We start from the raw sequence: 26,428 nt of genomic DNA, 5'->3' as shown, positions 1-26,428 counted from the left end.
GGCAAATTAGATAAGTGGAGGTTTAAAATTAAATCACCTCAACTTGCAAGCCTTTTCTTCCTTGGCCAATGATAAAGCTAACCCGCTCACCTTCAGTTAAGCTTTTAAAACCAGTTGTTTGAAATTGCGCTAACATGAACAAAATAATCTTGGCACGACTTTCAATAAAGCCAAATCCTTCATCCTCCTTAAACCATTTAACCACCCCAAGAGCTTTATCTAACATGAAATTAGATACCCTAAAATTTAAATAGTTATTTTAGCACTTTTATAAAACGCGAATTCTGCTTAAGGAGTAATTGAAAAAAAGGCCTCCCTATGATCAAATTCGTTGCGGAAACAATAAAAATGATCTGGAGGCCTACAATGAATTTAGAGGAAATATTCTGTCTTGTCGATGATTTTTGTCAAGCATTTATACCTTTGTGGGAAAAGATGCTTTTAGCTGATGGCAAGCGTCAACGTAAACGGTCAGGCAACTTAAGTGAAAGTGAATTCCTAACCATTTATCTATTATTTCAAACATCCGGTTATCGAGATTTCAAGCACTATTATCATAGAGAAGTTTTACAAGGGCATTTAAGAAAAGCTTTTCCTAAAGCGCTATCGTATACGCGATTTATAGCAAGACTGCCAAGGATGTTTGTTCCTTTATGTGCTTTTTTACAAAGTCTTTGTGTCCCCTTTGATGGCCTAGGCTTTATTGATTTAACCTCCTTTGCTGTTTGCCATAACAAAAGGACATCGAGCCACGCTATTTTTCGAGATTTTGCAAAACTTGGAAAAACGACTAAAGGGTGGTTTTATGGGTTTAAACTGCACCTTATTTCTAATAGTCAGGGACAATTATGTGCTTGCAAACTAACCCCAGGTAATTGTGATGACCGAAAACCAGTAGAGCAGATGACACGTGATATGATTGGAAAGCTATTTGCTGACAAAGGATATATTGATCAAAAGCCCAACCAGACCCTACTCGATAGAGGCTTGCAATTGATTACAGGGATTAGAAAGCGAATGAAAAATAAGCTTATGCCCCTTATGGATAAGATTTTACTACGTAAACGTGGCCTTATTGAAAGTACTAATAACCTGCTTAAAAATGTCTTTCATCTTGAACATACTAGACACCGTAATCCTATTAATGGCTTTGCTAATATGATTGCTTCCTGTATTGCTTATGCACTACATCCTAATAAACCTGCTCTTAAGCTTAATGACAATGAGCGATATGCATTAATAGCTGCTTAAACAGAATTCGCGTTTTAAGTATTCCTGATACTTTAGTTGATTTATTATTACCTCGGCACTAAATTGTAACAATAATTATACTGCTGCATAAGCCACTTCTTTTTTCTTAAAGAAGCTCATGATTTTATCAGGATTAAATTGAATTTTTGTCAAATAATAGCGAATGTTTATCGTCAAGTCTTCAATGGTTTTTAATGCTCTAAAGTGATTGCAATTTGCTTTGACATCTTGATTGACTAACTCCTGAGGGTTGAGCTCAGGGCTATAAGGGGGCAAAAAAAATTTCAATGTCCTCTTTAAACTGATTGATGTAGTGTTGTACTTTTTTACTGTGATGGACTTTAAGGTTATCTACAATTAAGAAGATTTTTTGCTTGATTTGGCGGCGCATACGACTCAAAAATTCGATAAATTTTTGACTATCGCAGGTGTCTGTAAAGACCATCCAACTCATGAATCCCTGCGGGCTAATGGCAGCTAACAGATTGGCTTTAAATCGAGAACCTGACTTTTTAATCACCGGTGTTTTGCCAACCAAACCATAGGTTCTGCCACGATTATCAGTCGATTGAATGCCCATTTCATCAGCAAAATAGATTCTTGCGCCTTCTTTGCTGGCTCTTGCTTTAATAGCAGGGTAGATTTCAGTCAACCACCTCTTCACCTTATCCGCATTTTGTTGATAAGCACGTTTGATGGGTTTTTGACTTGAAAAGCCCATTGAGCTCATGAGCTTCCTTATCCCACGTTCGCTATAGTGAATTGAAAATCTTATCGCGATAAAATGCCTGATAACCTTACTATTCCATAACGTCTGCTCAAGGCCTACTTCATCTGGTGTCTTGCTTAATAAAATCGCTATCAGTTCGCTCGATTGCTCTTCTGATAAATAGCGGTTAGTCAACCGAGCAACCCCACGGCGTTTATAATTAAAACTCGCTTCCCCATTCAGTCTATAGGCTTTAATGTACCGGCTCATCGTCGATGGCGTAAAACCAAATGAAGTCGCCGCTTTTGATTGGGTTATCCCTTCTTTTATCACCGCCTCGACCGCCTTGCGTCGCAATATTTGTAACTCTTTGACCGTTAGATTCCTGTTGTCCATGCTTATACGTTTAATACCAAAAATCCATCCAGTATACCCCTATAATGCTATTGTTACAATTTAGTGCCGGGGTGATAGAATAGATTGAGTCTCATTAAAATATAAATTAGCCTCACTAATTAAGTGGTTAATATTGTTAGATATGCTATTCACAGATTTTAGACTTATGCGTTGATGTGGTGACCCAATAAATTGGACCTGAATTTTTTTCAAAATTACTTATATTTTCTAATGTTGTTGAAGTAATATTGTGTATTGCCTCTTCTGTAAAAAAACCTTGATGGCCGGTAATGAGCACATTTGGAAAAGTTTGCAGCCTACAAAATACATCATCATTAATGATTTCGTAGGAATGATTTTCAAAAAACAATGATTCCTCTTCTTCATAGACATCAATTCCAAGATAACCTAACTTTTTGCTTTTTAGGGCCACAATAACTGCTTTTGTATCCACCAGTTTGCCTCGGCCGGTATTAATAAGCATTGCCCCTTGTTTCATTTTTTTTAAGGCTTGAGAATCAATTATATGGAATGTATTGTCATTTAAGGGACAGTGTAAACTGACTATATCTGAATTTTCCAATAACTTATCTAAACTCGTATAGTTGACGCCAAGCTTTATGCACTCGTCATTTTGTTGTGGATCAAATACAAGGATTTTGCAGCCAAAGCCATTAAGAATTTTGACTAATGCAGTTCCTATTTTTCCTGCACCAATAATCCCTACCGTTTTCTTGTATAAGTTAAATCCCATTAGTCCATTGAGGGAGAAGTCACCTTCTCGTACTCTATTATGGGCATGATGAATTCTTCTATTAAGGCATAAAATTAATGCTATGGTATGTTCTGCAATTGCTTGTGGCGAATAAGAGGGAACCCGGCATACCTGGATCCCTTTTTGCTGGGCATAAGTATAATCAACATGATTATATCATGCAGAACGTAAAGCAATTAACTGCACACCCCGCTCATAAAGTCCATCAATTACTTTAGAAGTAATGGAATCATTTACGAAGCAACAGACTACATCCGTCGGTGCAACGGCTCCAATGCTTTCTGAATTCAGATGAAAATCAAAATAATTAATTTCATGGTGGTGGAGTTGATTTATTTCGTCAAAAATAGACCGTTCATATAGTTGTGTACTAAAAAAAGAAACTTTCATTATATTAAAGAATAAGGTTAAAGTAGTTTTATTGGCATTAACATTAAAATTTTATCTTTTTATTATATACAATCTATAAGATTAAAGAAAATCATGAAGAAATAGTTATTTTTGGCTTTTAGCTTTTAAAAATCTAGATTATTAATTGGAGATAATTATTTTCGAAAACCCTATCGGTCCTTTTTTTATTTATTTTTCAAGCCTCAATCTATTTAATATATTAAAGTTGTATTTAAAATACATCTTTAATATAATGGGGCTGAAGAACCTACCGTTAGGGAGCTTATTATGCCAGAAACCCATCAACCCGCTAAAACTATCAGTGATAAAATCGCTTTTGGCCTGGTGAAATTTTTTCGATTTTTTGCAGATACCTTTTTTCAAAAGCGCTATGGAAATCGAGCAATAGTACTTGAAACCGTTGCAGCTGTACCAGGTATGGTAGGAGCTGCTTTATTGCATTTACGTTGCTTAAGAAAAATTAAAAATGATGAAGGTTGGATTAAAACATTATTGGATGAAGCTGAAAATGAGCGGATGCACTTAATTACCTTTATGTATATAGCTAAACCTAATTGGTTTGAACGCTTCATTATTTTTATAGCTCAGGCTATTTTTGTGATTTTATATTTAGTTATGTATGTACTTTCTTCTAAAACTGCGCATCGTTTTGTGGGCTACCTTGAAGAAGAGGCTGTGGTTAGTTATACCCATTATTTACAAGAATTAGATGCAGGTCGAATTGAAAATTGCCCTGCTCCAGATATGGCTAAGAATTATTGGAGTTTAGAAGACGATGCGCGATTACGTGAGGTGTTGGTAGCCGTTCGTAATGATGAGGCAGAGCATCGGGATGTGAATCATAAGCTCGCTGATAAGCTGGCAAGTGAAGGCACTATTTTAACTAAACTTAAACCAGAATTTGCTAATAAAAGTGACCATAAAAGCTAGGCTTAACCCGAGAGCTGGAAATAAAAGGTAATATGAATTCTAAATACAGTTAATTAGTGTGCTATAAAAAAACCGAAATTGATAGCCATGGAAAACTGAAATTTTTCTTAGAAAAACAGGCTGTCAAAGAAAGCACCGGGGTAAGTGTATCTTAACAAAAGGGGTAACTAATCTTGTATTTTTAAAAGATATTACCCCCAATTTTTCTTAAAATCACAAACTTATGTTCAATAAAATAGTTAGCTCAGTAGGATTATGTAGTACGTCAGCTAAAGTATAGCGTTCTAACACCATCATAAAAGCCCTTTGCGCGTCATGCAGTATACTTTTTAATTTACATACCGGTGCAATACAGCAGTTAGTTTTTTCTTTATTAAAGCAGGGCACTAAATCAAGATGAGGCTCTAATTGAACAATAAGGTGGCCTAAGTTAATAGTTTTAGGTTCTACTGCCATTAAAATACCGCCCTTTTTGCCACGTGTGGTTTTCAGTAGACCAATTTTCGCTAAATTATGAATAATTTTGACCATATGGTGGCTAGAAATAGCATAAGCTTCCGTAATCTCTTTAATGGTACATGCTCCCTTTTTAATGGCGATATAAATTAAGGCTCTTAAAGAATAATCCGTGAATTGAGTAAGTTGCATGATTCATTCCTACTTATTTGTTGACGCTAATTATTTCTTTTTATAAGATGTATTGCAAATACATCTTTATGGGTTTGCTATGTCTAAATCATTATTTGATCGCCTAGGAGGGCAGCAGGCAGTCAATGCAGCCGTTGATATTTTTTACAGAAAAATGTTACTAGATGACCGTGTCAGTCATTTTTTTGAAGACATTGATATGGAGCACCAAATCTTAAAACAAAAAGGTTTTTTAACGATGGTATTTGGCGGCCCTACTCGCTATAGTGGCAAAAATATGCGTGACGGGCATAACCATCTACTCAGGCGCGGATTAAATGACACCCATGTCGATATTGTTATTGAACATTTAGGTGCAACACTTAAAGAATTAGGCGTTGGCGCAGAAGATATTAAAGAAGTGGCTGCTATTGCCAATAGTGTTCGAGATGACGTATTGGGACGCTTATGAGCACTTTCGATTTTAACAATCAATCTTATGCCTTGGCACCTGAGGAAAATGTATTACAGTGCCTTCTACGTCATGGTGTGGATTATCCTAATTCTTGTCAGGTGGGTGTCTGTCAATCTTGTTTAATTAAAGCAAAAGATGGCTTAATTCATTCCTCTTGGCAGGAAGGGATACCAGAAACACTTAAATCGCAAGGCTATTTCTTAGCCTGTTTAGCAAAGCCAGACACAGCGCTTCAGTTGATTATACCAGACAGTGATGAGTGTGAGATTTCCGCAAAAATATTAGAAGTTAAACGACTCAATTATAATATAGTTCAAGTTAAGCTTGGTGTAGATAATTTAGAGGGCTGGATTCCAGGTCAATACCTTAGCCTAATTAACTTTCAAGGCACGACCCGAAGCTATTCAATTGCTAATTTACCTTTACAAGAAAGCTTTATCGAGTTGCATATTAAAGTTTATCCTCATGGGAAAATGGGGCAATGGCTAATGAATTCGGCAACAAAAGATACTGTAGTTAAACTTAGAGGCCCCTTTGGTCGTTGTTTCTACTACAATCCAAAACAATTAGCTTTTGATATATTACTAGCAGGAACGGGTACCGGGCTTGCGCCACTTATTGCCATTCTTAAAAGTGCCCTTAGCCACAACCATCAAGGATTAATTACTTTAGTTCATGGTGGGCTTACTGATGAGGACATTTACTACTCTGAAGAGTTAAGAAGGTTATCCTCCGTATTTTCCTCTTTTGTTTATGACCCCTGTGTTCTTCAAACTCAAGGAGGTTGTTATCCAGAAGCGTCCATAGAAAAAAGAATAGTAATGCATTTAAATAATCCTAAAGCAACCCATGTTTATGTCTGTGGTCCTAAAGAGACGACTAATAAATTAAAAAAGCAGGTTTTCCTTATGGGGGTGCCCTCCCAAGCAATATTAAGTGATGTATTCTTATGAATGGCATTAGAGTGACTTACACTAGAAAGTCTGTTTTGAGAATCAAATTACTCTACGCAAAATTTAGTTAACTGATAAAAATAGATGTCTACTAAAGTGTTAATATAAAATTTTATAACTTTATTTTTGCTCAAAAGCAGTAAGAGGGGTAACGCCCCCATTCGTGTCAAAATTTACGGTTTGATATTTTCCATAATAAAATTTGTAAGTTTTACGCCTCTAATTTCCACCGTTTGTTGTTCAAGGACTTTAAAACCTTTTGATTCAAAAAATGGTTTTGCTGTAATGCTTACTTCAGCAAACACTCATTTTAGATTCAAAACATTTGCCTTATTAAAAACCTCATTCATTAATGAAGAACCTACACCAAGACCTTGATATTCATGATGAACATAAAAGCAATCGATGTGACCATCGGGTTCAAACTCTGCAAAGCCAACTATTTTATTATTTATCAACGCAACGAGAGGCTTAATCGTTTCCCATTTTTTCTGCCACCCAGTTAATTCTAGAGAGAAAGAAGGCGCCCAGGCATTAACCTGCTCTTCAGAGTAATCCTGAATATTAATATTATGGATGGTGTAGTAATAAATATTGGTTAAATCTTGGGCATCATTAGGTATATATTGCCGAATAATAATTTCAGTAGTCATACTCATCTCTCTTTGCTGTCATCTTGAAGTGTACTCTAAACTGACGTCAGATATAAATAGCTTTATATGTCAATTTAGGGTTAATAATTAATTTAATTGACACATCCATATTAACCTCTTAAACTTCAACCTGACACTTTTGTATTTTAATGGATAAAATAATGTCAGGAAAGAAAATAGGTTATATTCGAGTCAGCAGTTTTGATCAAAATCCAGAAAGGCAACTTGAAGGTATAAGCGTACATAAAAAATTTATTGATAAAGCCTCTGGAAAAAATACGGCCCGTCCTCAACTTGAAGCCTTGCTTGATTATGCTCGTGATGGTGATGTTATTATTGTTCACAGTATGGATAGACTCGCACGTAATTTAGATGACTTGCGAAGGCTCGTGACTCATTTGACTTCCCAACAAATTAAAATTGAGTTTTTGAAAGAGGGGTTAACTTTTACGGGTGAAGACTCACCCATGTCAACGTTACTGTTATCTGTTATGGGCGCCTTTGCTGAATTTGAGCGCTCGCTCATTAAAGAGCGCCAAATGGAAGGCATTGCTCTTGCTAAAAAACGGGGTGCCTACAAAGGACGTAAAGCAGCGCTTTCAAAAGAACAAATTGACGAAATTAAAATTCGCGTTGCCAATGGTGATAAGAAAAGCCATATTGCATGCGATTTAGGTATTAGTCGGGAAACCTTATACCAATACTTAAGAAAACAAGGCTAATTTATTAGTGAGACGACAGCCAAATCTTTCTGAAGATGAAATTATTCGCGATTGGTCTTTAAGCGCAGCTGATTCGATTTTCATTAAAAAATTCAAGAAACAGTATCAATTATGGGGTTTTCTGCAAGTTTGTGCCTTGAGATTATTTGGTCAATTACTGGATAACCCTAACACGCTTGATACGCGTATTATTGGACATGCTTGTAAATTGTTAAATTTAGATATCGTGGGCACGGTCGATTTGCCCAGGCTCGATGCCACGAGAACTGACTACAAGAAATCAATTTTTTCCCATTTAAATTTCAAACCTTTCAATGATAGCAAAGCCATCTTTTACGACTGGTTAAAACAAAAAATGCAGACTGGGATGCTGATTCCAGAAAATCTAGTCTCAGAGGCCGAAGCTTTTTTAATTGCTAATAAGGTTGTTTTGCCAACGCTGTATTATTTAAGGCGAGAAATCAATTCTTTTTGCTCACAGCATCAAGAGAAAGTATTTACTCAAATTTATCAGCAGCTATCTGAAGCATTAATCCATGCGATTGACGAGACACTTGAGATTATTCCTAATGAAGATATTACGTGGTTCCAAAAATTTAAGGAATATCCAGGCTCCAGTAGTATTTCAGTGCTGCAAGACTATTTCCAACGCTATCAAAAGCTTGAAAAAATAGATTTGTCGATAGTCGATATGAGCATCATAGAGCAGGATCTTGTTAAACACCTTTATCAACTTGCCAAGCATTATGATGCTTACAAGATAAGACGCTTTAAACCACCAAAGCGTTATGCATTGATGGTATTATTTTTGGCAGAGTCAAAAAAAGTCTTGATGGATTACCTTATTCAATTACACGATCAATACATTTCCAATGTATGCCGTGAATGCCGAAACACACATCTTAAAAATTTGAAGCTTTATAAGCATAAAAATGAACGAGCTATTGATAAGATCGAGCGTTTTATTGACTTTATTTTAGTTCAAGAAGATGATTACAACTTATTAGTTAGCGATCTTTATTCGCGTTCAACCCAAAAGTCCGACCTACAGCGGGCTAGAAACGATATGCACGAATACCAGGTGTTGAGCCGTTTTGGTTATGCTAAGCTCCTTCAAAACCGTTATAGTAGTATGCGTCGTTATTTTGCTGATTTTATTCAATTGCCCTTTCTTTTTGAAAAAGGTAGCCCTTCATTACAGCAATCAATTGAGCTGGTCCGCAAGCTCGATAAGCAAGAAATGACTAAGATACCCAGTGACATGGACACCAGGTTTATGGATGGGCAGTTAACCATTGCCATGCGAGATAAAAATGGAGAAATCAAACGCAGTCTTTGGGAAATGGGACTTGCAGTTGCTATTAAAGATGGTTTTCGATCAGGTGATTTATACGTCGAGCATAGTAACAAATATGCCTCTTTCTGGAATTTAATCTATCAAGATTATGAGTGGCAGCAAGAAAAAGAAAATAGTTATCAAGCGCTAGAGATTACACAAGATGTAAAGCTTGCAGTGGGCAAAATTGTTGAAAACTTTCATCGCTCAGCTATGGTTGCTGCCAACCGCTTTAAGGGCGATGATTTTGCTAACATTAAAAACGGCAATCTATTTCTAAAAAGAAAAGACAAAATTGATATTCCCGATGATGCAGAGCGATTACAAGCACTGATCAATTCATACATGCCGAAGATAAAAATAGAGCAACTATTAATTGAAGTTGATCACCTAACGGGCTTTACTAAACATTTTACGCCAATTCATGGACAAAAAGGGAGACCAGAGAATTTTTATAAAACCTTGATTGCTAGCATTCTGGCACAAGCAACTAATATTGGCCTTGCAACCATGGAGAATTGCATATCCGATATCACCGCAAAAATGATGCGCCATGTGACCGATACCTGCATTCGGGAAGAAACGATTAAAGCTGCTAATGCAGAATTGGTAAATCAACATACTCAGTTAGATTTAAGCCAAAACTACGGCGATGGCAAAATGTCATCATCAGATGGGCAACGATTTATTATTACTGCAAGTAGTCTACTTTCGTCATACTATCCAAGATACGCGGGCTACTACGATAAAATGATTGGTATCTACACGCATACGTCAAATCAACTATCAGTACTTAATACGCAAGCTATTTCATGCGCACCACGCGAATCGCTTTATGTCATTGATGGTTTGTTAGGCAACAACACAATTCTTGCCATTAAAGAACATACTACAGATACAGAAGGCTTCACTGAGCACGTGTTTGCACTATGTTATTTGCTTGGGATTCGATTTATGCCAAGAATTAAAGATTTAAAATCTCAGCAACTTTATCGTATTGATAAAGAAATTGCTTATGGTGAATTAGATGCACTGCTAACTAAAACTGCTTCTATTGAGCCAGTGATAGAGCAGTTTGACCAAATGGTACGAGTGGCAGCCTCTTTGAAAAAGAAGTTAAGCCCCGCTCATGAAATTATTAGGCGGTTATCGAAAGGTTCACCCTATGACAAGCTATCAAAAGCATTTACACAATTAGGTCGCATACTTAAAACAGAATATATTTTACAATACATCTCCGATAGTGACCTAAGAGACAAAGTACATCTTAAACTTCAACCTGACACTTTTGTATTTTAATGGATAAAATAATGTCAGGAAAGAAAATAGGTTATATTCGAGTCAGCAGTTTTGATCAAAATCCAGAAAGGCAACTTGAAGGTATAAGCGTACATAAAAAATTTATTGATAAAGCCTCTGGAAAAAAATACGGCCCGTCCTCAACTTGAAGCCTTGCTTGATTATGCTCGTGATGGTGATGTTATTATTGTTCACAGTATGGATAGACTCGCACGTAATTTAGATGACTTGCGAAGGCTCGTGACTCATTTGACTTCCCAACAAATTAAAATTGAGTTTTTGAAAGAGGGGTTAACTTTTACGGGTGAAGACTCACCCATGTCAACGTTACTGTTATCTGTTATGGGCGCCTTTGCTGAATTTGAGCGCTCGCTCATTAAAGAGCGCCAAATGGAAGGCATTGCTCTTGCTAAAAAAACGGGGTGCCTACAAAGGACGTAAAGCAGCGCTTTCAAAAGAACAAATTGACGAAATTAAAATTCGCGTTGCCAATGGTGATAAGAAAAGCCATATTGCATGCGATTTAGGTATTAGTCGGGAAACCTTATACCAATACTTAAGAAAACAAGGCTAATTTATTAGTGAGACGACAGCCAAATCTTTCTGAAGATGAAATTATTCGCGATTGGTCTTTAAGCGCAGCTGATTCGATTTTCATTAAAAAATTCAAGAAACAGTATCAATTATGGGGTTTTCTGCAAGTTTGTGCCTTGAGATTATTTGGTCAATTACTGGATAACCCTAACACGCTTGATACGCGTATTATTGGACATGCTTGTAAATTGTTAAATTTAGATATCGTGGGCACGGTCGATTTGCCCAGGCTCGATGCCACGAGAACTGACTACAAGAAATCAATTTTTTCCCATTTAAATTTCAAACCTTTCAATGATAGCAAAGCCATCTTTTACGACTGGTTAAAACAAAAAATGCAGACTGGGATGCTGATTCCAGAAAATCTAGTCTCAGAGGCCGAAGCTTTTTTAATTGCTAATAAGGTTGTTTTGCCAACGCTGTATTATTTAAGGCGAGAAATCAATTCTTTTTGCTCACAGCATCAAGAGAAAGTATTTACTCAAATTTATCAGCAGCTATCTGAAGCATTAATCCATGCGATTGACGAGACACTTGAGATTATTCCTAATGAAGATATTACGTGGTTCCAAAAATTTAAGGAATATCCAGGCTCCAGTAGTATTTCAGTGCTGCAAGACTATTTCCAACGCTATCAAAAGCTTGAAAAAATAGATTTGTCGATAGTCGATATGAGCATCATAGAGCAGGATCTTGTTAAACACCTTTATCAACTTGCCAAGCATTATGATGCTTACAAGATAAGACGCTTTAAACCACCAAAGCGTTATGCATTGATGGTATTATTTTTGGCAGAGTCAAAAAAAGTCTTGATGGATTACCTTATTCAATTACACGATCAATACATTTCCAATGTATGCCGTGAATGCCGAAACACACATCTTAAAAATTTGAAGCTTTATAAGCATAAAAATGAACGAGCTATTGATAAGATCGAGCGTTTTATTGACTTTATTTTAGTTCAAGAAGATGATTACAACTTATTAGTTAGCGATCTTTATTCGCGTTCAACCCAAAAGTCCGACCTACAGCGGGCTAGAAACGATATGCACGAATACCAGGTGTTGAGCCGTTTTGGTTATGCTAAGCTCCTTCAAAACCGTTATAGTAGTATGCGTCGTTATTTTGCTGATTTTATTCAATTGCCCTTTCTTTTTGAAAAAGGTAGCCCTTCATTACAGCAATCAATTGAGCTGGTCCGCAAGCTCGATAAGCAAGAAATGACTAAGATACCCAGTGACATGGACACCAGGTTTATGGATGGGCAGTTAACCATTGCCATGCGAGATAAAAATGGAGAAATCAAACGCAGTCTTTGGGAAATGGGACTTGCAGTTGCTATTAAAGATGGTTTTCGATCAGGTGATTTATACGTCGAGCATAGTAACAAATATGCCTCTTTCTGGAATTTAATCTATCAAGATTATGAGTGGCAGCAAGAAAAAGAAAATAGTTATCAAGCGCTAGAGATTACACAAGATGTAAAGCTTGCAGTGGGCAAAATTGTTGAAAACTTTCATCGCTCAGCTATGGTTGCTGCCAACCGCTTTAAGGGCGATGATTTTGCTAACATTAAAAACGGCAATCTATTTCTAAAAAGAAAAGACAAAATTGATATTCCCGATGATGCAGAGCGATTACAAGCACTGATCAATTCATACATGCCGAAGATAAAAATAGAGCAACTATTAATTGAAGTTGATCACCTAACGGGCTTTACTAAACATTTTACGCCAATTCATGGACAAAAAGGGAGACCAGAGAATTTTTATAAAACCTTGATTGCTAGCATTCTGGCACAAGCAACTAATATTGGCCTTGCAACCATGGAGAATTGCATATCCGATATCACCGCAAAAATGATGCGCCATGTGACCGATACCTGCATTCGGGAAGAAACGATTAAAGCTGCTAATGCAGAATTGGTAAATCAACATACTCAGTTAGATTTAAGCCAAAACTACGGCGATGGCAAAATGTCATCATCAGATGGGCAACGATTTATTATTACTGCAAGTAGTCTACTTTCGTCATACTATCCAAGATACGCGGGCTACTACGATAAAATGATTGGTATCTACACGCATACGTCAAATCAACTATCAGTACTTAATACGCAAGCTATTTCATGCGCACCACGCGAATCGCTTTATGTCATTGATGGTTTGTTAGGCAACAACACAATTCTTGCCATTAAAGAACATACTACAGATACAGAAGGCTTCACTGAGCACGTGTTTGCACTATGTTATTTGCTTGGGATTCGATTTATGCCAAGAATTAAAGATTTAAAATCTCAGCAACTTTATCGTATTGATAAAGAAATTGCTTATGGTGAATTAGATGCACTGCTAACTAAAACTGCTTCTATTGAGCCAGTGATAGAGCAGTTTGACCAAATGGTACGAGTGGCAGCCTCTTTGAAAAAGAAGTTAAGCCCCGCTCATGAAATTATTAGGCGGTTATCGAAAGGTTCACCCTATGACAAGCTATCAAAAGCATTTACACAATTAGGTCGCATACTTAAAACAGAATATATTTTACAATACATCTCCGATAGTGACCTAAGAGACAAAGTACAGCGTCAATTAAACAAAGGGGAACATCGCCATCAATTAGCACGCTGCATCTTCTTTGCAAACCAAGGAAAATTTCAAGTTGGTGACTACGAAGAAATCATGAATAAAGCAAGTTGCTTAAGTCTAGTATCGAACGCTGTATTGTATTGGAACACAGTGAAGATGACAAAAATTATTGCCCAGCTTAAGACCAACGGCGAAGTTATAAATGATAATACATTAACTCATATATCACTTTTACTGCACAAACATTTGATTACAATGGGAACCTATTTTACGAATACTACTATTGTTCAACCGGAAATAGAGGACGTGGGAGAATTTACGGTTTCAGAGCAAATTTAAGCGACAAACCGTAAATTTTGACACGAATGGGGTCAATACCCCAATTATGAATGCCTGCATCGTGCATGGAATCGCCCTGGGCTCTTACCATAAAGGTGGCTGCTGGATGTTTAATTAAGTACTCATTTAAATCGAGGGTTAACTCTAAATAATCATCAGCAGGCGAGGGAAATCCTGCAGCGACTTTGCTACCATAGAGCGGAAAACGTTGAGCTAATTTAGTACTCGTGTTATCAAACTTAGCAATAATAGTTGCTTTCGTAACCGCTTCTTTATTCTTTTTTATTGTTATTAGGGCGTCCATCGCCATTCTTTAAAATAGACCGTCTATTGAGTGTAGGCGTAAGTTCATTTCTTGTAAATGTGGCAACGTGCAACGCGTATCGCTTTCAATCTTGTTTACCCTTATCATTTACTCTTTTTATTGCCACCGGTTTGGCTTTCATAAGAGTTTTTAGGATGCACGTTGTTATAAGGAATTTACTTGCCGCGACTGTCGTGTATATCACGCATACCGCATTTGCTTTGGATGCTCAGTCAAAAAATATTTCTCTGGATACGTGTTTATATAAACCTGAAATTCAGGCTGAGCGTTCGGCAGAGTTGCAAGCGATTGTTGTTTCAGACCAAGAGGAGCGAGAAAATTTTGAAGGCAAAACAGAAGAAGAGTTTGTTGAACTACTGAAAAACGATTTAGAGCGAAGACAACGTGTAGGTGCTATCTTTGCTGAAGGTTGTTTACAATCAGCGCAAGATTTTGCAGCGGCAGCACTCGTATTTCAACATGGCGATATTCCTGACCATTATTACCAAACATTTCTATGGGCAAAACGTGCTGTTGAATTAGGTGATGCGTCACAAAAACAATTAATGGCCCTAGGTATAGACCGTTATCTGGTGCACTTAGGACGAAAACAATTATTTGGCTCGCAAGCTTTTGGCGAATTTAAAGAAACCCTTTGTTATTGTTTAGAGCCTGTGGAGGCAAGTTTTCCCGATGATTTACGTCAAGACTATACAGGACTTACTTTGCAAGCCCGCTTTGAATGGGTTGCTTCTTTAAATGAGGGGCGTTCTTGTGGAGAACCAGCTGAATGTAACCATACTCTTAAAGAGTCGCCCAAAGGAACCATTCCTGGATTTTGGTAGGAGACAGGGTTGATTAAAAATTTATTTCCTTTTCAAGTCAATCAATTTGAAGTAAAACAGCTAACGAAAGATTCATTTCCAGAGATACAAACTTTTCTTAACTTGTTTGATGATTTTTTTCAATTGTGTGAAGGTGAGAAAGGGTCAGCCTTGGGACTACTAAAAGCTTGTCCGCCAACCAAAAATATTCATCAAGATAAGTTTGTCTTAGGATTTTTTGATAGAAATAATTTGGTTGGTTTGATTGATTTAATTGCTAACTATCCTGAGAAAAACACCTGGACTACCGGTTACTTCTTTATTCATCCTAGTTACCAGCATCAAGGTTTAGGCGCTCAATTCTTTCACGCGCTAGAAGGCATATTAGCACCGCAAAAGATGCGCTGTGTGGTGCAAAAGCAAAATGAAAATGCACTTAAATTCTGGCAAGCAATGGACTTTAAAATAGTAAGCCGGCGAGAAGAGTGCTTAGGACAATTAATTAATACCATTTTTGTCTTAGAAAAATCGTATTAATTTAAGTTGGCCACTTAGGAAAGGAGGTATCGTTACTCAAAGCGGTACAATATTATTTAAACTTCATTTTAAAATAATTTTCTAATGAGCAATAAATTAGTTAAAAACTTAAATACGTTAATGATTAACCATAATCTAAACACGTTAAACTTATCTAGGGAAACGCAGATTCCTCAGCCCACTTTGCACCATCTTTTATCAGGTAAAACGAAAAAGCCAAGGAGCGTGCTTCTGAAGAAATTAGCCGATTTTTTTAATGTGTCGGTCCCCGTGTTATTAGAGACAGAGCTATCCCATAATAAATCTATAGATAGCATTATGAATTTTCCCATTCTAAGCTGGAATCAAGAAACACTCTGCTTTTATAAGCAAGCTCTAGACAATGAACTTATAGTTGGCACCTATCCTGAAAATTGTTTTTCTTTTTTTATTCGGCAAAAATTTTGTCATAGCTCATGGCCTAATCAAAGCTTAGCTGTTATTGCACCAAACAAACCGCTTGAAGATGCAACGTATGGCTTAGTCTACTTGAAAAAGCATGGTCTTATCCTTAATAAAATCTATAAAGAGCAGGGTAATTATTTTATTAAATTTAATAAAACAGCCGACGAAGTATTGTTGTTAAAAATTAATTTAGATGAGGCAAGATGGTTTGGGCAGCTGATTGAACTGAGGTTAGCGAGACAGGCGTTAGATGATTATTTATAATTTCTATAATTTATTTTGATTTTATAAACCATTTCAATAATTAAATGTGTTTGTTACCCACATACCCCGACTCAAGCTTCACTTGGTCTGTAAGTTGTTACGCTCCGTTGGGATATGATGGATAACAAAGTTTATTTTGATAAAGAGCAATTTGTTTTTAATTCATGGTTAGTAATATAAGGATTTGTATAGCCTTCTATTTTAGCAACAGCTGCTGCCCACCATTTTTCATTTTTCTCTGGTGGAAATTGCTTATCCCAGGCGATAAAAAGATTTCGCTGTGCTTCACTTAATTGAATACCATATTTTTCAGACATAAAAAGATTGGCTCGAGCTACAATACCTTTAGCAAAATCAGCAGGTTCAACACGACGAGATGCTTTATCGATGGTAATAGGGCAGCCATAAAAGAGGGTATGGTTTTCTAACATACTATAGCGATAATTAGAGCGAGCCTGATTAACTAAACCTACAGCAGGCCATAGATTATAAAGCTCCGCTTCTGCTTGCCTAAATTGTTTGTCTGTTTTTTCACAACACTTTCTCCCTTTATAACGTTTCCCATTTTTCTTAATACAAATGGGTTCTCGCCAGCAAGCAAAGTGATTGCCAAAATTTTCAGCTGGCATCATATGTTCCCATTCCACGCGCTGTGCGCGTTTTAATTTAGCCGCCGATTGCATGTTACAGCTTTTTAAATCAACTTGAAGGCGAGCATCAAACTTACATTTGCAATAGAGTGTTTCTCGCTGAAGGGCAAATAGAACTCGTGTTTGCTTTTTCGCCTGAGTAAAGGTTTTAAGTGGCTCGCCAAAGACAGAAAAAGAGAGAAACAAAATAGAAATAAAACTTAATAAGCGACTGTTTGAAATCATTAAAATAAACCATTAAAGGAGGCTTGATTATGTAAGTTTAGCCTCGAAGAAATTAGGAAATACACACCTTGAACCCTAAATGCTAGTTTCTTGAATTATTAGTATGCTCAAGAATTGCATCCCACTTAGATATTTTATTATCTTTATAGGTTATCGCTACTGAGGCTATATTATGAAACTTCTGCCCATTAATTCTTTGCTCAGTAAATTCGTATGTAATGTTTGCAAGGTTATTTGCAATAACTAACGAAATTAAAGGTGTCTTTATCCTATAGCTTTTTAAAAAAGAACTAACTCGTTGCAACCTTTTAGAAAGCCCTTCAATATCGGTAGCAACAGTAACCCCATTAACTATATAAACAACATCATCTGTAAAAAAGTTGCTTAATACATTTTTAGATAATAATTTACGGTTGGCGTTAGTCTTTTCTAACAAATTAAAAATTCGCTCTATCTGCTGCTGTGTTATTTTTGAGGGCTTCTCTGATCTAAATGGAATATTGGTTCTAGTTTCTGTATCCCATGGAAGAGCAAAAGATTTTGTACAAAGGATAATTAATAGAATTGGAAAATATTTTAATTTCATACAACACCATAAAGCTAAGTTTTTCACTAGATATCTAGCATCAGGATAAAGAATATTAGGTTATTCTAGAATCCAGAGCAAATTTATTCCAACTAATGTATTCTGAATCAAGTTAAAATTTAAATAGTTGCCTATCAGAAGTTTATTACTAACTTGGATGGGTTTGTGGACACGTCAATTGACCTATCAAAAATTTTAAGTTTAACCTTAAATTTAGTTCGCAAACTCTTTATATTAATCAAAGTTTATTTTAATGTTAAAAGCTAAGTTAATGATAATAATTCGTTATTAAATTAAACTAATGGTTTTGATTACATCTAAAATTTTTCGAAAATTATCAAAATTTACATTATTGAAATTTTTCTCTCCCTTTAAGATATTGTTTGCAAAGTCGCTTTTGCTTAAAGCTAAAGATTTACTCCAGGACAAATCTTTACTGTCATAAACTCCTTTATCTATTATAATTTGCTTGCCTGCATTATTTTTATCCTGTAATTGAAAACATCCACATTTACTATTGCCGCTTTTAGGTAAAAACTCTCGTCCATCAAATAAACGCCTTCCGTGCTGATCCTTAGTTTTTAAATCAGCATCACTGTAGTAATATTCAATAGAAATTTTATTTAGTTCATCACTAATTGAAGGAATACATAAAGCATAAATACTATTTTCTAAAAATTTAAATGGTTCCGATTCATATTTTTTTACATATGGATCTTCATCTCTATCAAAAATGAAAATAATTTTTCTTTGATTAGGAATAACTTTTAAATAGTCTGCCATTTTTTGGAGAGCTACAGACCCCATGTTTAATTCTTCTTCGTATTCTAAAAAATCAATATCAAGATCCGGATAATGCGGGGCTAGTTTTTTTAATGCTGCCTTTAAATGCTTCCAATCAGTTTTTCCTTCAGTAACAACTAAAGGTTTTGAAGATTGGGCGATAATTCTTTTTAATACCTCCAATTCTTCCTTATGGCTATTAGTAATCTCTTTAAATAATTCATAAGCTTTTATAAATTCTTTAAAATCATCTGCTCGTTCAATAATATTTCCTTCAGGCATATTAATCATCAAGCATTCAGTTGTTGCGAAAACTTTGGAAATTCCTGCTAGAAAAAATGGGGAATGGGTAGTAATGATAAATTGAACCTTAGGAAAAAGCTTAATTAATTGTGGAAGAACCTCCTTTTGAAGTTCTATATGAAGATGTAAATCTACTTCATCAATAATTACTATACCTTCAATTTCATTTAAGTGTATGCTCTTTGATATATCGCTACGATCAGAATACATAATAATAGTAATAAAGATTCCCAATAAAGTACTCTGGCCAGCAGAAAGATTATCTAATGTTGGTATAAATTCTTTACCAGAAGATTTATCTAATAATTTAATTCGTGAGGAAGATTGCCCTCTAAAATTCAAGTTTATACAGATATCTTTTTGTATTATTTTGGAAATAATCTTCTCTATATTTGATATGCTTTGCTGTAGTATATGTATAACATTAATATTAGTAGTGGTTGTAGCTGTTCCATCTGAGTTAAATTTTAAATTAGTTCTAGAATCTATAAATACATCTAATATCCATTGCTTAACTTCTTCTAAACATCGCCTTATCAATATGTTTCTACCTAGCTTACCGCTATATTTTAATAAATCTTTAAATTGTTCGCTTGTATCAAGAGGTTCTCGATTTATCCAATACGGTAGTTCGTATCTATCAGAGGGAAAATAGCAATAAGAGTTATGCTCAAAATCTTTTCCAAATTCATCGTCATTTTTAGTTGTAGTAGAAATTTTTGAATTTATTTTTGAATCGGAGCGCAAACTAAGTAACCCATTCGTTTTTGCTTTACATAATGTGAAATCTAATTTCCCATTCTTATCAAGATACTCATATTTTTTATCTTTATTTTTAAAATGAATGTATGAATATGCATATTCTTTGCCTAATCTAATATTTAGGGCACCTGACATCTTAAAATATTTATATCCTATTCCCTGTTGTGGTAATACATCATCAAAATAGTTATTCGATAGTTCATAGAGTGCATCAACTATACTTGAGAGTAGCGTTGTTTTACCGCTGCCATTTTCTCCAACAAAAATAAGAACTTTAGGGCGCCTATCTTCTGTCAGGAGTTGCTCTGAAGATAGTTGGATTTTCTCGATTGCGCCCATGTTTTCAATAAAAATATCATTTATATACATAGTCCCTACCATTAATTTTATTAAGCTTAGCTTCCTTGTATAAAGTATAGCTATATAGCAAGATTTAGATGGCTGTAGCATTTTTAGATTAACTAAGTGATTTAGATTGCTTAGGTTGATAAATAAATATAACTCTTTCCAAAATAGAAGGGTATTTCAAATAAAATGAACTTAGATTCAAGATAGGCGAACTAACTTGTATCTTTACGAAAATAAACTACGCGCTCGGTTTCAATAAATCCCCATTTTTTATGTGCATGGATGGATTGTTCACTTTCAATACGCGTATCGGAGCCAAGTTCTTTGATACCATGTGACCGAGTCCACTCCTCTGCTTTTGCTGCCAGCATTCGCCCTACACCTTGTTTTTGGAAGGCTTCATCAACCCAAATTCCCTCAACAAAAGCCACAGGTGAAGAAGAGCAACCATTTGCATAAGGCCTCAGTGCAATTTCAATAAAACCAGCAAGCTTTCCATCTACTTCTGCAAAATAACATACAAAATCTTTTGCTTTTTTTAGATGCAACAGGTCTTTCAATTCATCAAAACTCGCCTCTGGCCATAGCCTCTTACGCATTTCAATCCAGTCAAAATAATCGCGCTCTCTTGCTTGGCGTATTTCAATTTTCATTTGCCTTCCTACTAGATGAGAATGATATCATTAACTCATAATGATATATGATTTTGGTAATCAATACATTTCAGTACCCATATGCTCTTGTTATGCGCTATTGTGTAAACAAGATATTTAATAGAGAGTACTATGGTAGATATCATTAATTTAAATAAAAAAGAAAGGAGTTGGTCTTTTGCTAATAGAGTTGCTCTAATTTAAGGTCTAATTTTGATGATAATTAGATCTAAGCCTAAAATAAGCAAAGATATATATTTAGTTTGATAATTACAAATATAAACAAACCTACTTTGGGTTTTACCGCATATCCAGCCCAAACTGGCAATGAGAACTATCACCTAGAAATTATCTAAATTTAAGAACAAGACATTTTACTAATCAAGAGTTGGCAATCTCAAAATTTCTTGGGCCTTTAATAATTCTAAAGTGCTATGCTCTAAAAATGTTTTATCATCAGTACCACCGTAAATATAACTGGTTCCCAAATAATTAATTCGTAAATACTGGCAAGTCTGTTCAAAAGCGTCCTCAAATCCCTTAGGTAATGAGGTAGTATAACTGGCTATAACAAATAGGTTTTTCCCACGTAACTTACGTCCTAAATCCTTCCTTATATCTAAAAGATCACTAATTCTATCTATAAAAATCTTCATTGTTGCACTCATTATGTACCAATAGACGGGGGTTGCAAGGATCAGAGTGTCAAATTCAATAATGCGCTCAATTAAAGCCATAAAATTATCTGTATGATTACGATATTCATAATCGTACGGTTTAATATCAAGAGTATTAAGATCAATAAGTGGAGTAGTACCTTCCTCAATTATTGAATTTACCGCCTTTCTGGTATTTCCAAAACTCCTGGAGCTACCCAGTATAATAATCTGGCTCATTTTATTAATCACTTCAACTCCTTGCACTTATCAGTTTGTCTTTGACCAATTCATTAATTATTAAGTTTTAACCTTGACAAAGTAATGCAAGTGCATTACCATTACATCAAGTATAAAGTTATTTTGGGAACTTCAATGGCTAATGTATTACAAACTGAATCCACTCTAACCGATCGTTATCAAACTACTATTCCTGACGCTGTCAGAAAAGCCCTACATTTAAATAAACGAGATAAAATATTATATACTGTTCAACCCAATGGAAATGTAGTTATCTCAAAGATAAACGATAATAACCATGATCCTGTGATAGATCGCTTCTTAGCCTTTCTTGCTGAAGATATGAAACATAATCCGCAACGTTTAAAGCCCGTAAATCAGTCTTTATTAAGTCGAATTGAATCGCTAGTGGCAGATGTTGAATTTGATTTAGAAGAAGCTTTACCTGAAGAAGTAGAAGAGCCAGAACACACCCAGAGTAAATCTAAATGATAGAACCTCTTATTATCAATGGGTGGATTATTTTGGTACATCCAATATTTACGGAACAGATTAATAGCTTGATAAAGGATATAGAGAAAATAAAACAAAAAGATCCATCAACATTTCATTTGAAAAATAAAGCAAAACTATTAGCTGCTATTGCCGAGTTAGCTTTTAAAAAAATTCCAACCGATCCTAGCGCCTCCATATATCGGCTAGGCGAGACGTTGGGTAATCAAAATAAACATTGGTTCCGCGCTAAATTTTTTCAACAATACAGATTATTTTTTAGATTTAGCCTAGAGAAAAAAATCATAATCTATGCCTGGGTTAATGATGAGAATACTAAACGGGCTTACAATAAAAAAACTGATGCGTATTCAGTATTTGAAAGAATGTTAAAAAAAGGAAAACCTCCCAATAACTGGGACGATTTACTTAAAGAAGCATACAATGATAAATGTATAGAAAAAATTTTTTCCATATTAAATTAAATTTTTGATTATTGATGGTCTAAGAGAAGGGTATAAACTATTCGGTGGCTTACCCTTCTCACGCTACTTAACCTGTAACGTTTTATGGGGAGATCCCCATACCCCCGTTTCGCATTATTTACAGTGGGTAGAACCCACCATAAATAATGCGATTCTTAAAAACAATAAAGCGTAACTTTGATAACATAGACTGGTTGTTATAAAGAAATTGAATTGGTGGGTCATTAATGACAATAGCATAATGAATAATAGCTTAGGCAAACCTTATGTTTATAGTCTAACAAAAGCTTAACCAGGCTATCTAATAAGTTAATTAAGAAAGCGTTATAATCATCATTAATATATTTAAAATCGATTATTAAATGAATTAAAACGAGAATTTGAGGCGTGACTTCGGCTGTAGTCATTACTCCAATCAGATGAGCTGGTGCCTAGGGTATTACCTGACGCATCAAAAGCGCCTCTCATGGGAAGACCCGTTGCTGGATTGATTCGGATCTCGTCTTTTTTAGCTGCATTCGAATAATAAAATTCTTCATCGACTGAATTGGTTTTGCTATAAAGCCATATAAACGGTTTAAACAAACAATTAATCCATTTCATCCTTAGTCCTTAAGTTTACTGTAATTTCAATTCTTCTCTTTCTGAAACACGTTGTTCTTCTTTAAGCGGCTCTAAATGAAATAATTCCCTATCGGTATTTCGTTTGATGTACTTATCCATTTGTTCATAGAGATCAAACAACGTTCCTTCCTGACTAGCCTTATCAATGAAATAAGAGCCAATGAGAATTTTACGGCGAGTATCCCGTTTTCGCTCCCGTGACTTTTCGAGTGATTCCAGTTTTTGTATTTGTACTCTTAACTGTTCTTGTTTTTTCTTGAGTATTTCAAGCCGTGAGTGTTTATCGCTCATCATTGTGCATTAGTAGGAATCCATAAAAAAGATTCTACGAGATTTACACTAAGTTTCAAGAGAAGATAAAAAATAAAAAAGTATTATGATGTCTTTCGACCTTAAAATACGCGCTAGCGAATGAAGTGCGCGCTTATACGTTGCTTTGCAACGTGCGCTTTGATATTCTCAAAAAACTTAATAAGAACAATGCTTACTAAGATACTCACTCGGTACAAGGACATGGCCATCTATCGCTTCAGTGCTCAAATCATTTCACGCTCGCAAGGGCGAAGCATTGTTGCCGCTAGCGCATACCGTTCTGGAGAAAATCTGGTTGATGAGCGAACAGGCGTTATCTACGATTTTACCGATAAAAATGATGTCGTTTATAAAGAAATTTTCTTGCCTGCCAACGCCCCTGGTTGGATGAGTGATCGCTCACAATTATGGAACGCAGTTGAGCTTGGTGAAAAGCGTAAGGATGCCCAACTTGCCCGGGAGGTGCAGCTTGCTCTTCCTCGTGAATTAAGCATTAAGCAGAATATTGAATTAGTGCGTGAGTTTGTTAACACCGAATTTGTCACCCGCGGCATGGTGGCTGATGTGTGTTTTCATAACCCTAAAGATGATGAAGGACTGACTCAACCTCATGCCCATATTCTTTTAAGTTTGCGGCAAGCTCATGCTGAGGGATTTGGTCTTAAAGAAAGAAGCTGGAATGATAAGGCACTCTTAGAACACTGGCGTGAAGAATGGGCTAATTTGGAAAATCGTCATTTGGCCTTGCATGGCATCGACCAACGGGTTGATCATCGCAGCTATCAAGCCCAAGGGATTGCGTTAGAACCCCAATACAAAATTGGCTCAAAAGCTGCAGAGCAACGTATGGCTCGCTTAGCAGATCATCAACGCATTGCACGTGAAAATGGCCAGCTGATTTTTGAACGGCCTGACATTGCACTTAATGCAATTACCCGAAACCAATCCACATTCAACTTGCAGGATTTAGCCCGATTTATTAACCGCTACACAGAAGATGCCAACCAATTTAATTTAGTCTTTGAGCGTGTTAAGTCCTCTGCTGACCTGTTTTTTTTGGGGATTGACTCTCAAGGAAAAGAGCGCTTTTCAACACGCGAGATGTTGGCTATTGAATCATCCATGATGCATCATGCCGATAGACTTCATCATCAAATGGGCCATGAAATCACGGATAAGGCCATACGCGCTGCCAAATCAAACCGCACGTTATCCCAAGAACAGGACATGGCACTTGAGTATGTGACGTCATCAGGTGATTTAAAATCGCTTTTAGGTTATGCAGGGACCGGGAAAAGCTACCTTTTACGTGCTGCTCGTGAGGCTTGGGAGCAATCAGGGTATCGCGTACAAGGGGCTGCTCTTTCTGGGATTGCAGCGCTTAATTTAAGGAATAGCTCAGGGATTGAATCTCGAACGATTGCAAGCCTTTTTTACCGTTTAGATAAAGGCATGCTCACACTTAATGCACGCGATATTTTAGTGGTGGATGAAGCAGGCATGCTCGGTTCGCGCACGATGGAGCGCTTAACGCGTGAAACCCAAAATGTTGGTGCAAAATTAGTATTAGTTGGTGATTGGCAACAGCTGCAAGCCATTGAAGCGGGGGCGGCTTTTCGCTCGATTGCAGAAAACTATCAATATATTGAACTCAACCAAATCAGACGCCAAACAACGCCTTGGCAAGTGGACGCATCCCTTCATTTAGCACGAGGTGAGGTTGATAAAGCGCTTTATGCCTACGATAGCCATGACCATATCCATCGGTTTAAAACAACGAGTGAGGCAAAACACGCCTTAATAGAGCAGTGGAATGATGTACGCATTGTATCCCCTTCCGAGTCTCAGATTATGCTTGCCTATACCCGAAAAGATGTAAAAGAGCTCAACGACATGGCGCGCGGAATGAAGCGCCGCGACGGTGAATTAGGCTTAGATGTTGTCTTTAACATGGCGCGTGGAGAACGCGCATTTGCAGTCAATGATCGCGTTTATTTCTTAAAAAGAGAAGACCGTCTAGGCGTCATTAATGGCACCTTAGGCACCATTGAACGGATTGATGCTAAATCGGGTATTATCACCGTTGCTAAAGACTCCGATGATTTAAAAAAGACGCCTCAACGCGTTAACGTGAATACCCATGACTACAAGCACATGGAGCATGGTTATGCAGCCACTGTGTATAAAGCCCAGGGTGTGACGGTTGACAGAGCCTATGTGTTGCCAACAACCCATTATGATGCCCACTCAACGTATGTCGCGATGACCCGTCACCGTAAAAGCTGTGAACTGTTTGTCAGTCGTGACCTGTTTGGCCAAGATAAGGCATTAGTTCATGCGCTTAATCGCAACCGCGCCAAAGATGTAACGCTTGATTACACTCAAATGACACGTGAATTTGCAAGGCAACGTGGGCTTGCCAGTGAAAAAACACCTATAAACTCGCCATCGTTGGATGAACCATGGAGAAAATCAGAACGCTCACTTGAATCGCTAATGAATAAGGTCATGGGAAGAAATAGTCAATTGGACAATCAAAAACTCGATGCGTTTGAGCGTCAGTTCACCAAAGAAAATCCAGATATTGCACGTCACATTGCTAATAGTCTTCTTTCAACCGCAGAATCCTGCGCCAAATCATTAGCAGGCTTGCTCTCGCCGTACAGCAAAGCGCTTGCACGCAATCAGCTTACCTCACAACAAAATACAGAATTAATTAATTTAATTGATAAACTACCCCTTGATTCGCACGTTATGAATGCATTTAAAAAGGACTATCCTGAACTGGCCAAGCAGGCAGAACAATTTATTAAAAACAATGTTCAACAACGCGTGCGTATAAAAACGATTGATAAAGAATTAGAGCTATAAAAGGTGACCC

The 26,428-nt window shown here is 36.4% G+C and carries 26 protein-coding genes and 3 pseudogenes; 16 read left to right on the top strand and 13 right to left on the bottom strand.

Annotated features, from left to right (window positions below):
• Window positions 1-28: 28 nt before the first annotated feature.
• On the bottom strand, window positions 29-226 hold the full coding sequence (locus DYH30_RS16695) for a cold shock domain-containing protein (protein ID WP_115332882.1): 198 nt from the start codon (window positions 224-226) through the stop codon (window positions 29-31).
• Window positions 227-366: 140 nt separating this feature from the next.
• Between DYH30_RS16695 and DYH30_RS16690 the strand changes: the two genes are divergently transcribed.
• Window positions 367-1,251 carry an IS982 family transposase gene (locus DYH30_RS16690; RefSeq protein ID WP_207385799.1) on the top strand — a complete coding sequence of 295 codons (885 nt, stop codon included), beginning with the start codon at window positions 367-369 and terminating at the stop codon, window positions 1,249-1,251.
• A gap of 75 nt (window positions 1,252-1,326) precedes the next feature.
• On the opposite strand, the pseudogene DYH30_RS16680 reads toward DYH30_RS16690, so the two are convergent.
• A pseudogene (locus DYH30_RS16680) lies at window positions 1,327-2,356 on the bottom strand (IS630 family transposase).
• A gap of 145 nt (window positions 2,357-2,501) precedes the next feature.
• Window positions 2,502-3,521, bottom strand: a pseudogene (locus DYH30_RS16675) (2-hydroxyacid dehydrogenase).
• Window positions 3,522-3,809: 288 nt separating this feature from the next.
• On the opposite strand from DYH30_RS16675, the gene DYH30_RS16670 reads away from it, so the two are divergent.
• A complete protein-coding gene (locus DYH30_RS16670; RefSeq protein WP_115332879.1) occupies window positions 3,810-4,472 on the top strand; it encodes an alternative oxidase in 663 nt (220 codons plus the stop codon).
• 213 nt (window positions 4,473-4,685) lie between these two features.
• Here the strand turns inward: DYH30_RS16670 and DYH30_RS16665 are convergent, their stop codons facing one another.
• On the bottom strand, window positions 4,686-5,120 hold the full coding sequence (locus tag DYH30_RS16665) for an Rrf2 family transcriptional regulator (protein WP_115332878.1): 435 nt from the start codon (window positions 5,118-5,120) through the stop codon (window positions 4,686-4,688).
• Between the two features lie 79 nt (window positions 5,121-5,199).
• Here DYH30_RS16665 and DYH30_RS16660 point away from each other — a divergent pair, with 79 nt between their 5' ends.
• Both DYH30_RS16660 and DYH30_RS16655 read left to right on the top strand, forming a co-directional pair.
• Window positions 5,200-5,571, top strand: coding sequence for a group I truncated hemoglobin (locus tag DYH30_RS16660; RefSeq protein ID WP_115332877.1), 372 nt, complete (start codon window positions 5,200-5,202; stop codon window positions 5,569-5,571).
• Entirely contained in the window at window positions 5,568-6,527 is a 960-nt protein-coding gene (locus tag DYH30_RS16655) for an FAD-binding oxidoreductase (protein WP_115332876.1), read from the top strand. Before DYH30_RS16660 ends, DYH30_RS16655 begins: the two co-directional genes overlap by 4 nt.
• Before the next feature lie 305 nt (window positions 6,528-6,832).
• Here the strand turns inward: DYH30_RS16655 and DYH30_RS16650 are convergent, their stop codons facing one another.
• Window positions 6,833-7,180: a GNAT family N-acetyltransferase gene (locus tag DYH30_RS16650; RefSeq protein WP_207385800.1), complete on the bottom strand. Its 348-nt coding sequence runs from the start codon at window positions 7,178-7,180 to the stop codon at window positions 6,833-6,835.
• A gap of 161 nt (window positions 7,181-7,341) precedes the next feature.
• Here DYH30_RS16650 and DYH30_RS16645 point away from each other — a divergent pair, with 161 nt between their 5' ends.
• Genes DYH30_RS16645 through DYH30_RS16630 form a run of 6 tightly spaced genes read left to right on the top strand, consistent with a single transcriptional unit; the run spans window position 7,342 to window position 14,055 of the window.
• Window positions 7,342-7,902 (top strand): recombinase family protein, encoded by a 561-nt coding sequence (locus tag DYH30_RS16645; RefSeq protein ID WP_115332875.1) that lies wholly within the window; start codon window positions 7,342-7,344, stop codon window positions 7,900-7,902.
• A 7-nt stretch (window positions 7,903-7,909) separates the two neighbouring features.
• A complete protein-coding gene (locus DYH30_RS16640) occupies window positions 7,910-10,537 on the top strand; it encodes a Tn3 family transposase (RefSeq protein WP_115332874.1) in 2,628 nt (875 codons plus the stop codon).
• A gap of 11 nt (window positions 10,538-10,548) precedes the next feature.
• Window positions 10,549-10,686: a recombinase family protein gene (locus tag DYH30_RS18790; RefSeq protein ID WP_425324441.1), complete on the top strand. Its 138-nt coding sequence runs from the start codon at window positions 10,549-10,551 to the stop codon at window positions 10,684-10,686.
• Window positions 10,643-10,978 carry a recombinase family protein gene (locus DYH30_RS18785; protein ID WP_425324440.1) on the top strand — a complete coding sequence of 112 codons (336 nt, stop codon included), beginning with the start codon at window positions 10,643-10,645 and terminating at the stop codon, window positions 10,976-10,978. Before DYH30_RS18790 ends, DYH30_RS18785 begins: the two co-directional genes overlap by 44 nt.
• A complete protein-coding gene (locus DYH30_RS18780; RefSeq protein ID WP_425324439.1) occupies window positions 10,944-11,111 on the top strand; it encodes a helix-turn-helix domain-containing protein in 168 nt (55 codons plus the stop codon). Before DYH30_RS18785 ends, DYH30_RS18780 begins: the two co-directional genes overlap by 35 nt.
• A 7-nt stretch (window positions 11,112-11,118) precedes the next feature.
• Window positions 11,119-14,055: a Tn3 family transposase gene (locus tag DYH30_RS16630; protein WP_115332873.1), complete on the top strand. Its 2,937-nt coding sequence runs from the start codon at window positions 11,119-11,121 to the stop codon at window positions 14,053-14,055.
• A gap of 34 nt (window positions 14,056-14,089) precedes the next feature.
• Here DYH30_RS16630 and DYH30_RS16625 read toward each other — a convergent pair.
• Window positions 14,090-14,257, bottom strand: a pseudogene (locus DYH30_RS16625) (LexA family protein); the annotation flags it as partial.
• Between the two features lie 257 nt (window positions 14,258-14,514).
• On the opposite strand from DYH30_RS16625, the gene DYH30_RS16620 reads away from it, so the two are divergent.
• The 3 genes from DYH30_RS16620 (at window position 14,515) to DYH30_RS16610 (ending at window position 16,428) form a co-directional block, all read left to right on the top strand.
• Entirely contained in the window at window positions 14,515-15,204 is a 690-nt protein-coding gene (locus DYH30_RS16620; protein WP_115332872.1) for a hypothetical protein, read from the top strand.
• A gap of 9 nt (window positions 15,205-15,213) precedes the next feature.
• Window positions 15,214-15,720, top strand: coding sequence for a GNAT family N-acetyltransferase (locus DYH30_RS16615; RefSeq protein WP_115332871.1), 507 nt, complete (start codon window positions 15,214-15,216; stop codon window positions 15,718-15,720).
• An 84-nt stretch (window positions 15,721-15,804) separates the two neighbouring features.
• On the top strand, window positions 15,805-16,428 hold the full coding sequence (locus DYH30_RS16610; RefSeq protein ID WP_115332870.1) for a helix-turn-helix domain-containing protein: 624 nt from the start codon (window positions 15,805-15,807) through the stop codon (window positions 16,426-16,428).
• A 131-nt stretch (window positions 16,429-16,559) separates the two neighbouring features.
• Here DYH30_RS16610 and DYH30_RS16605 read toward each other — a convergent pair whose 3' ends face one another.
• The 5 genes from DYH30_RS16605 to DYH30_RS16585 all read right to left on the bottom strand — a co-directional run bounded on the left by DYH30_RS16605 (window position 16,560) and on the right by DYH30_RS16585 (window position 21,646).
• Complete coding sequence (locus DYH30_RS16605; RefSeq protein ID WP_115332869.1) at window positions 16,560-17,303, bottom strand: endonuclease; 744 nt, start codon at window positions 17,301-17,303, stop codon at window positions 16,560-16,562.
• 82 nt (window positions 17,304-17,385) lie between these two features.
• Window positions 17,386-17,889 (bottom strand): hypothetical protein, encoded by a 504-nt coding sequence (locus DYH30_RS16600; RefSeq protein ID WP_115332868.1) that lies wholly within the window; start codon window positions 17,887-17,889, stop codon window positions 17,386-17,388.
• Window positions 17,890-18,177: 288 nt separating this feature from the next.
• Complete coding sequence (locus DYH30_RS16595; protein ID WP_160116242.1) at window positions 18,178-20,106, bottom strand: ATP-binding protein; 1,929 nt, start codon at window positions 20,104-20,106, stop codon at window positions 18,178-18,180.
• A 191-nt stretch (window positions 20,107-20,297) separates the two neighbouring features.
• Window positions 20,298-20,738, bottom strand: a complete 441-nt coding sequence (locus tag DYH30_RS16590) for a GNAT family N-acetyltransferase (protein WP_115332866.1) — start codon at window positions 20,736-20,738, stop codon at window positions 20,298-20,300.
• 377 nt (window positions 20,739-21,115) lie between these two features.
• Window positions 21,116-21,646, bottom strand: a complete 531-nt coding sequence (locus tag DYH30_RS16585) for a flavodoxin family protein (protein ID WP_115332865.1) — start codon at window positions 21,644-21,646, stop codon at window positions 21,116-21,118.
• Window positions 21,647-21,769: 123 nt separating this feature from the next.
• Here DYH30_RS16585 and DYH30_RS16580 point away from each other — a divergent pair, with 123 nt between their 5' ends.
• Both DYH30_RS16580 and DYH30_RS16575 read left to right on the top strand, forming a co-directional pair.
• On the top strand, window positions 21,770-22,126 hold the full coding sequence (locus DYH30_RS16580; protein WP_115332864.1) for a type II toxin-antitoxin system PrlF family antitoxin: 357 nt from the start codon (window positions 21,770-21,772) through the stop codon (window positions 22,124-22,126).
• Window positions 22,123-22,611, top strand: a complete 489-nt coding sequence (locus DYH30_RS16575; RefSeq protein ID WP_115332863.1) for a type II toxin-antitoxin system YhaV family toxin — start codon at window positions 22,123-22,125, stop codon at window positions 22,609-22,611. Before DYH30_RS16580 ends, DYH30_RS16575 begins: the two co-directional genes overlap by 4 nt.
• Window positions 22,612-22,956: 345 nt before the next feature.
• On the opposite strand, the gene DYH30_RS16570 is transcribed toward DYH30_RS16575, so the two are convergent.
• Together DYH30_RS16570 and DYH30_RS16565 are read right to left on the bottom strand one after the other, a co-directional pair.
• Complete coding sequence (locus tag DYH30_RS16570; protein ID WP_115332862.1) at window positions 22,957-23,214, bottom strand: hypothetical protein; 258 nt, start codon at window positions 23,212-23,214, stop codon at window positions 22,957-22,959.
• Between the two features lie 15 nt (window positions 23,215-23,229).
• Window positions 23,230-23,526, bottom strand: coding sequence for a mobilization protein (locus DYH30_RS16565; protein ID WP_115332904.1), 297 nt, complete (start codon window positions 23,524-23,526; stop codon window positions 23,230-23,232).
• A 189-nt stretch (window positions 23,527-23,715) separates the two neighbouring features.
• Here DYH30_RS16565 and traA point away from each other — a divergent pair, with 189 nt between their 5' ends.
• Entirely contained in the window at window positions 23,716-26,418 is a 2,703-nt protein-coding gene (traA, locus tag DYH30_RS16560) for a Ti-type conjugative transfer relaxase TraA (RefSeq protein ID WP_342353006.1), read from the top strand.
• Window positions 26,419-26,428 lie beyond the last annotated feature (10 nt).

This window comes from Legionella busanensis (genome assembly GCF_900461525.1).
Lineage (GTDB): Bacteria > Pseudomonadota > Gammaproteobacteria > Legionellales > Legionellaceae > Legionella_C > Legionella_C busanensis.
This window is presented reverse-complemented; position numbering and strand designations above follow the sequence as displayed.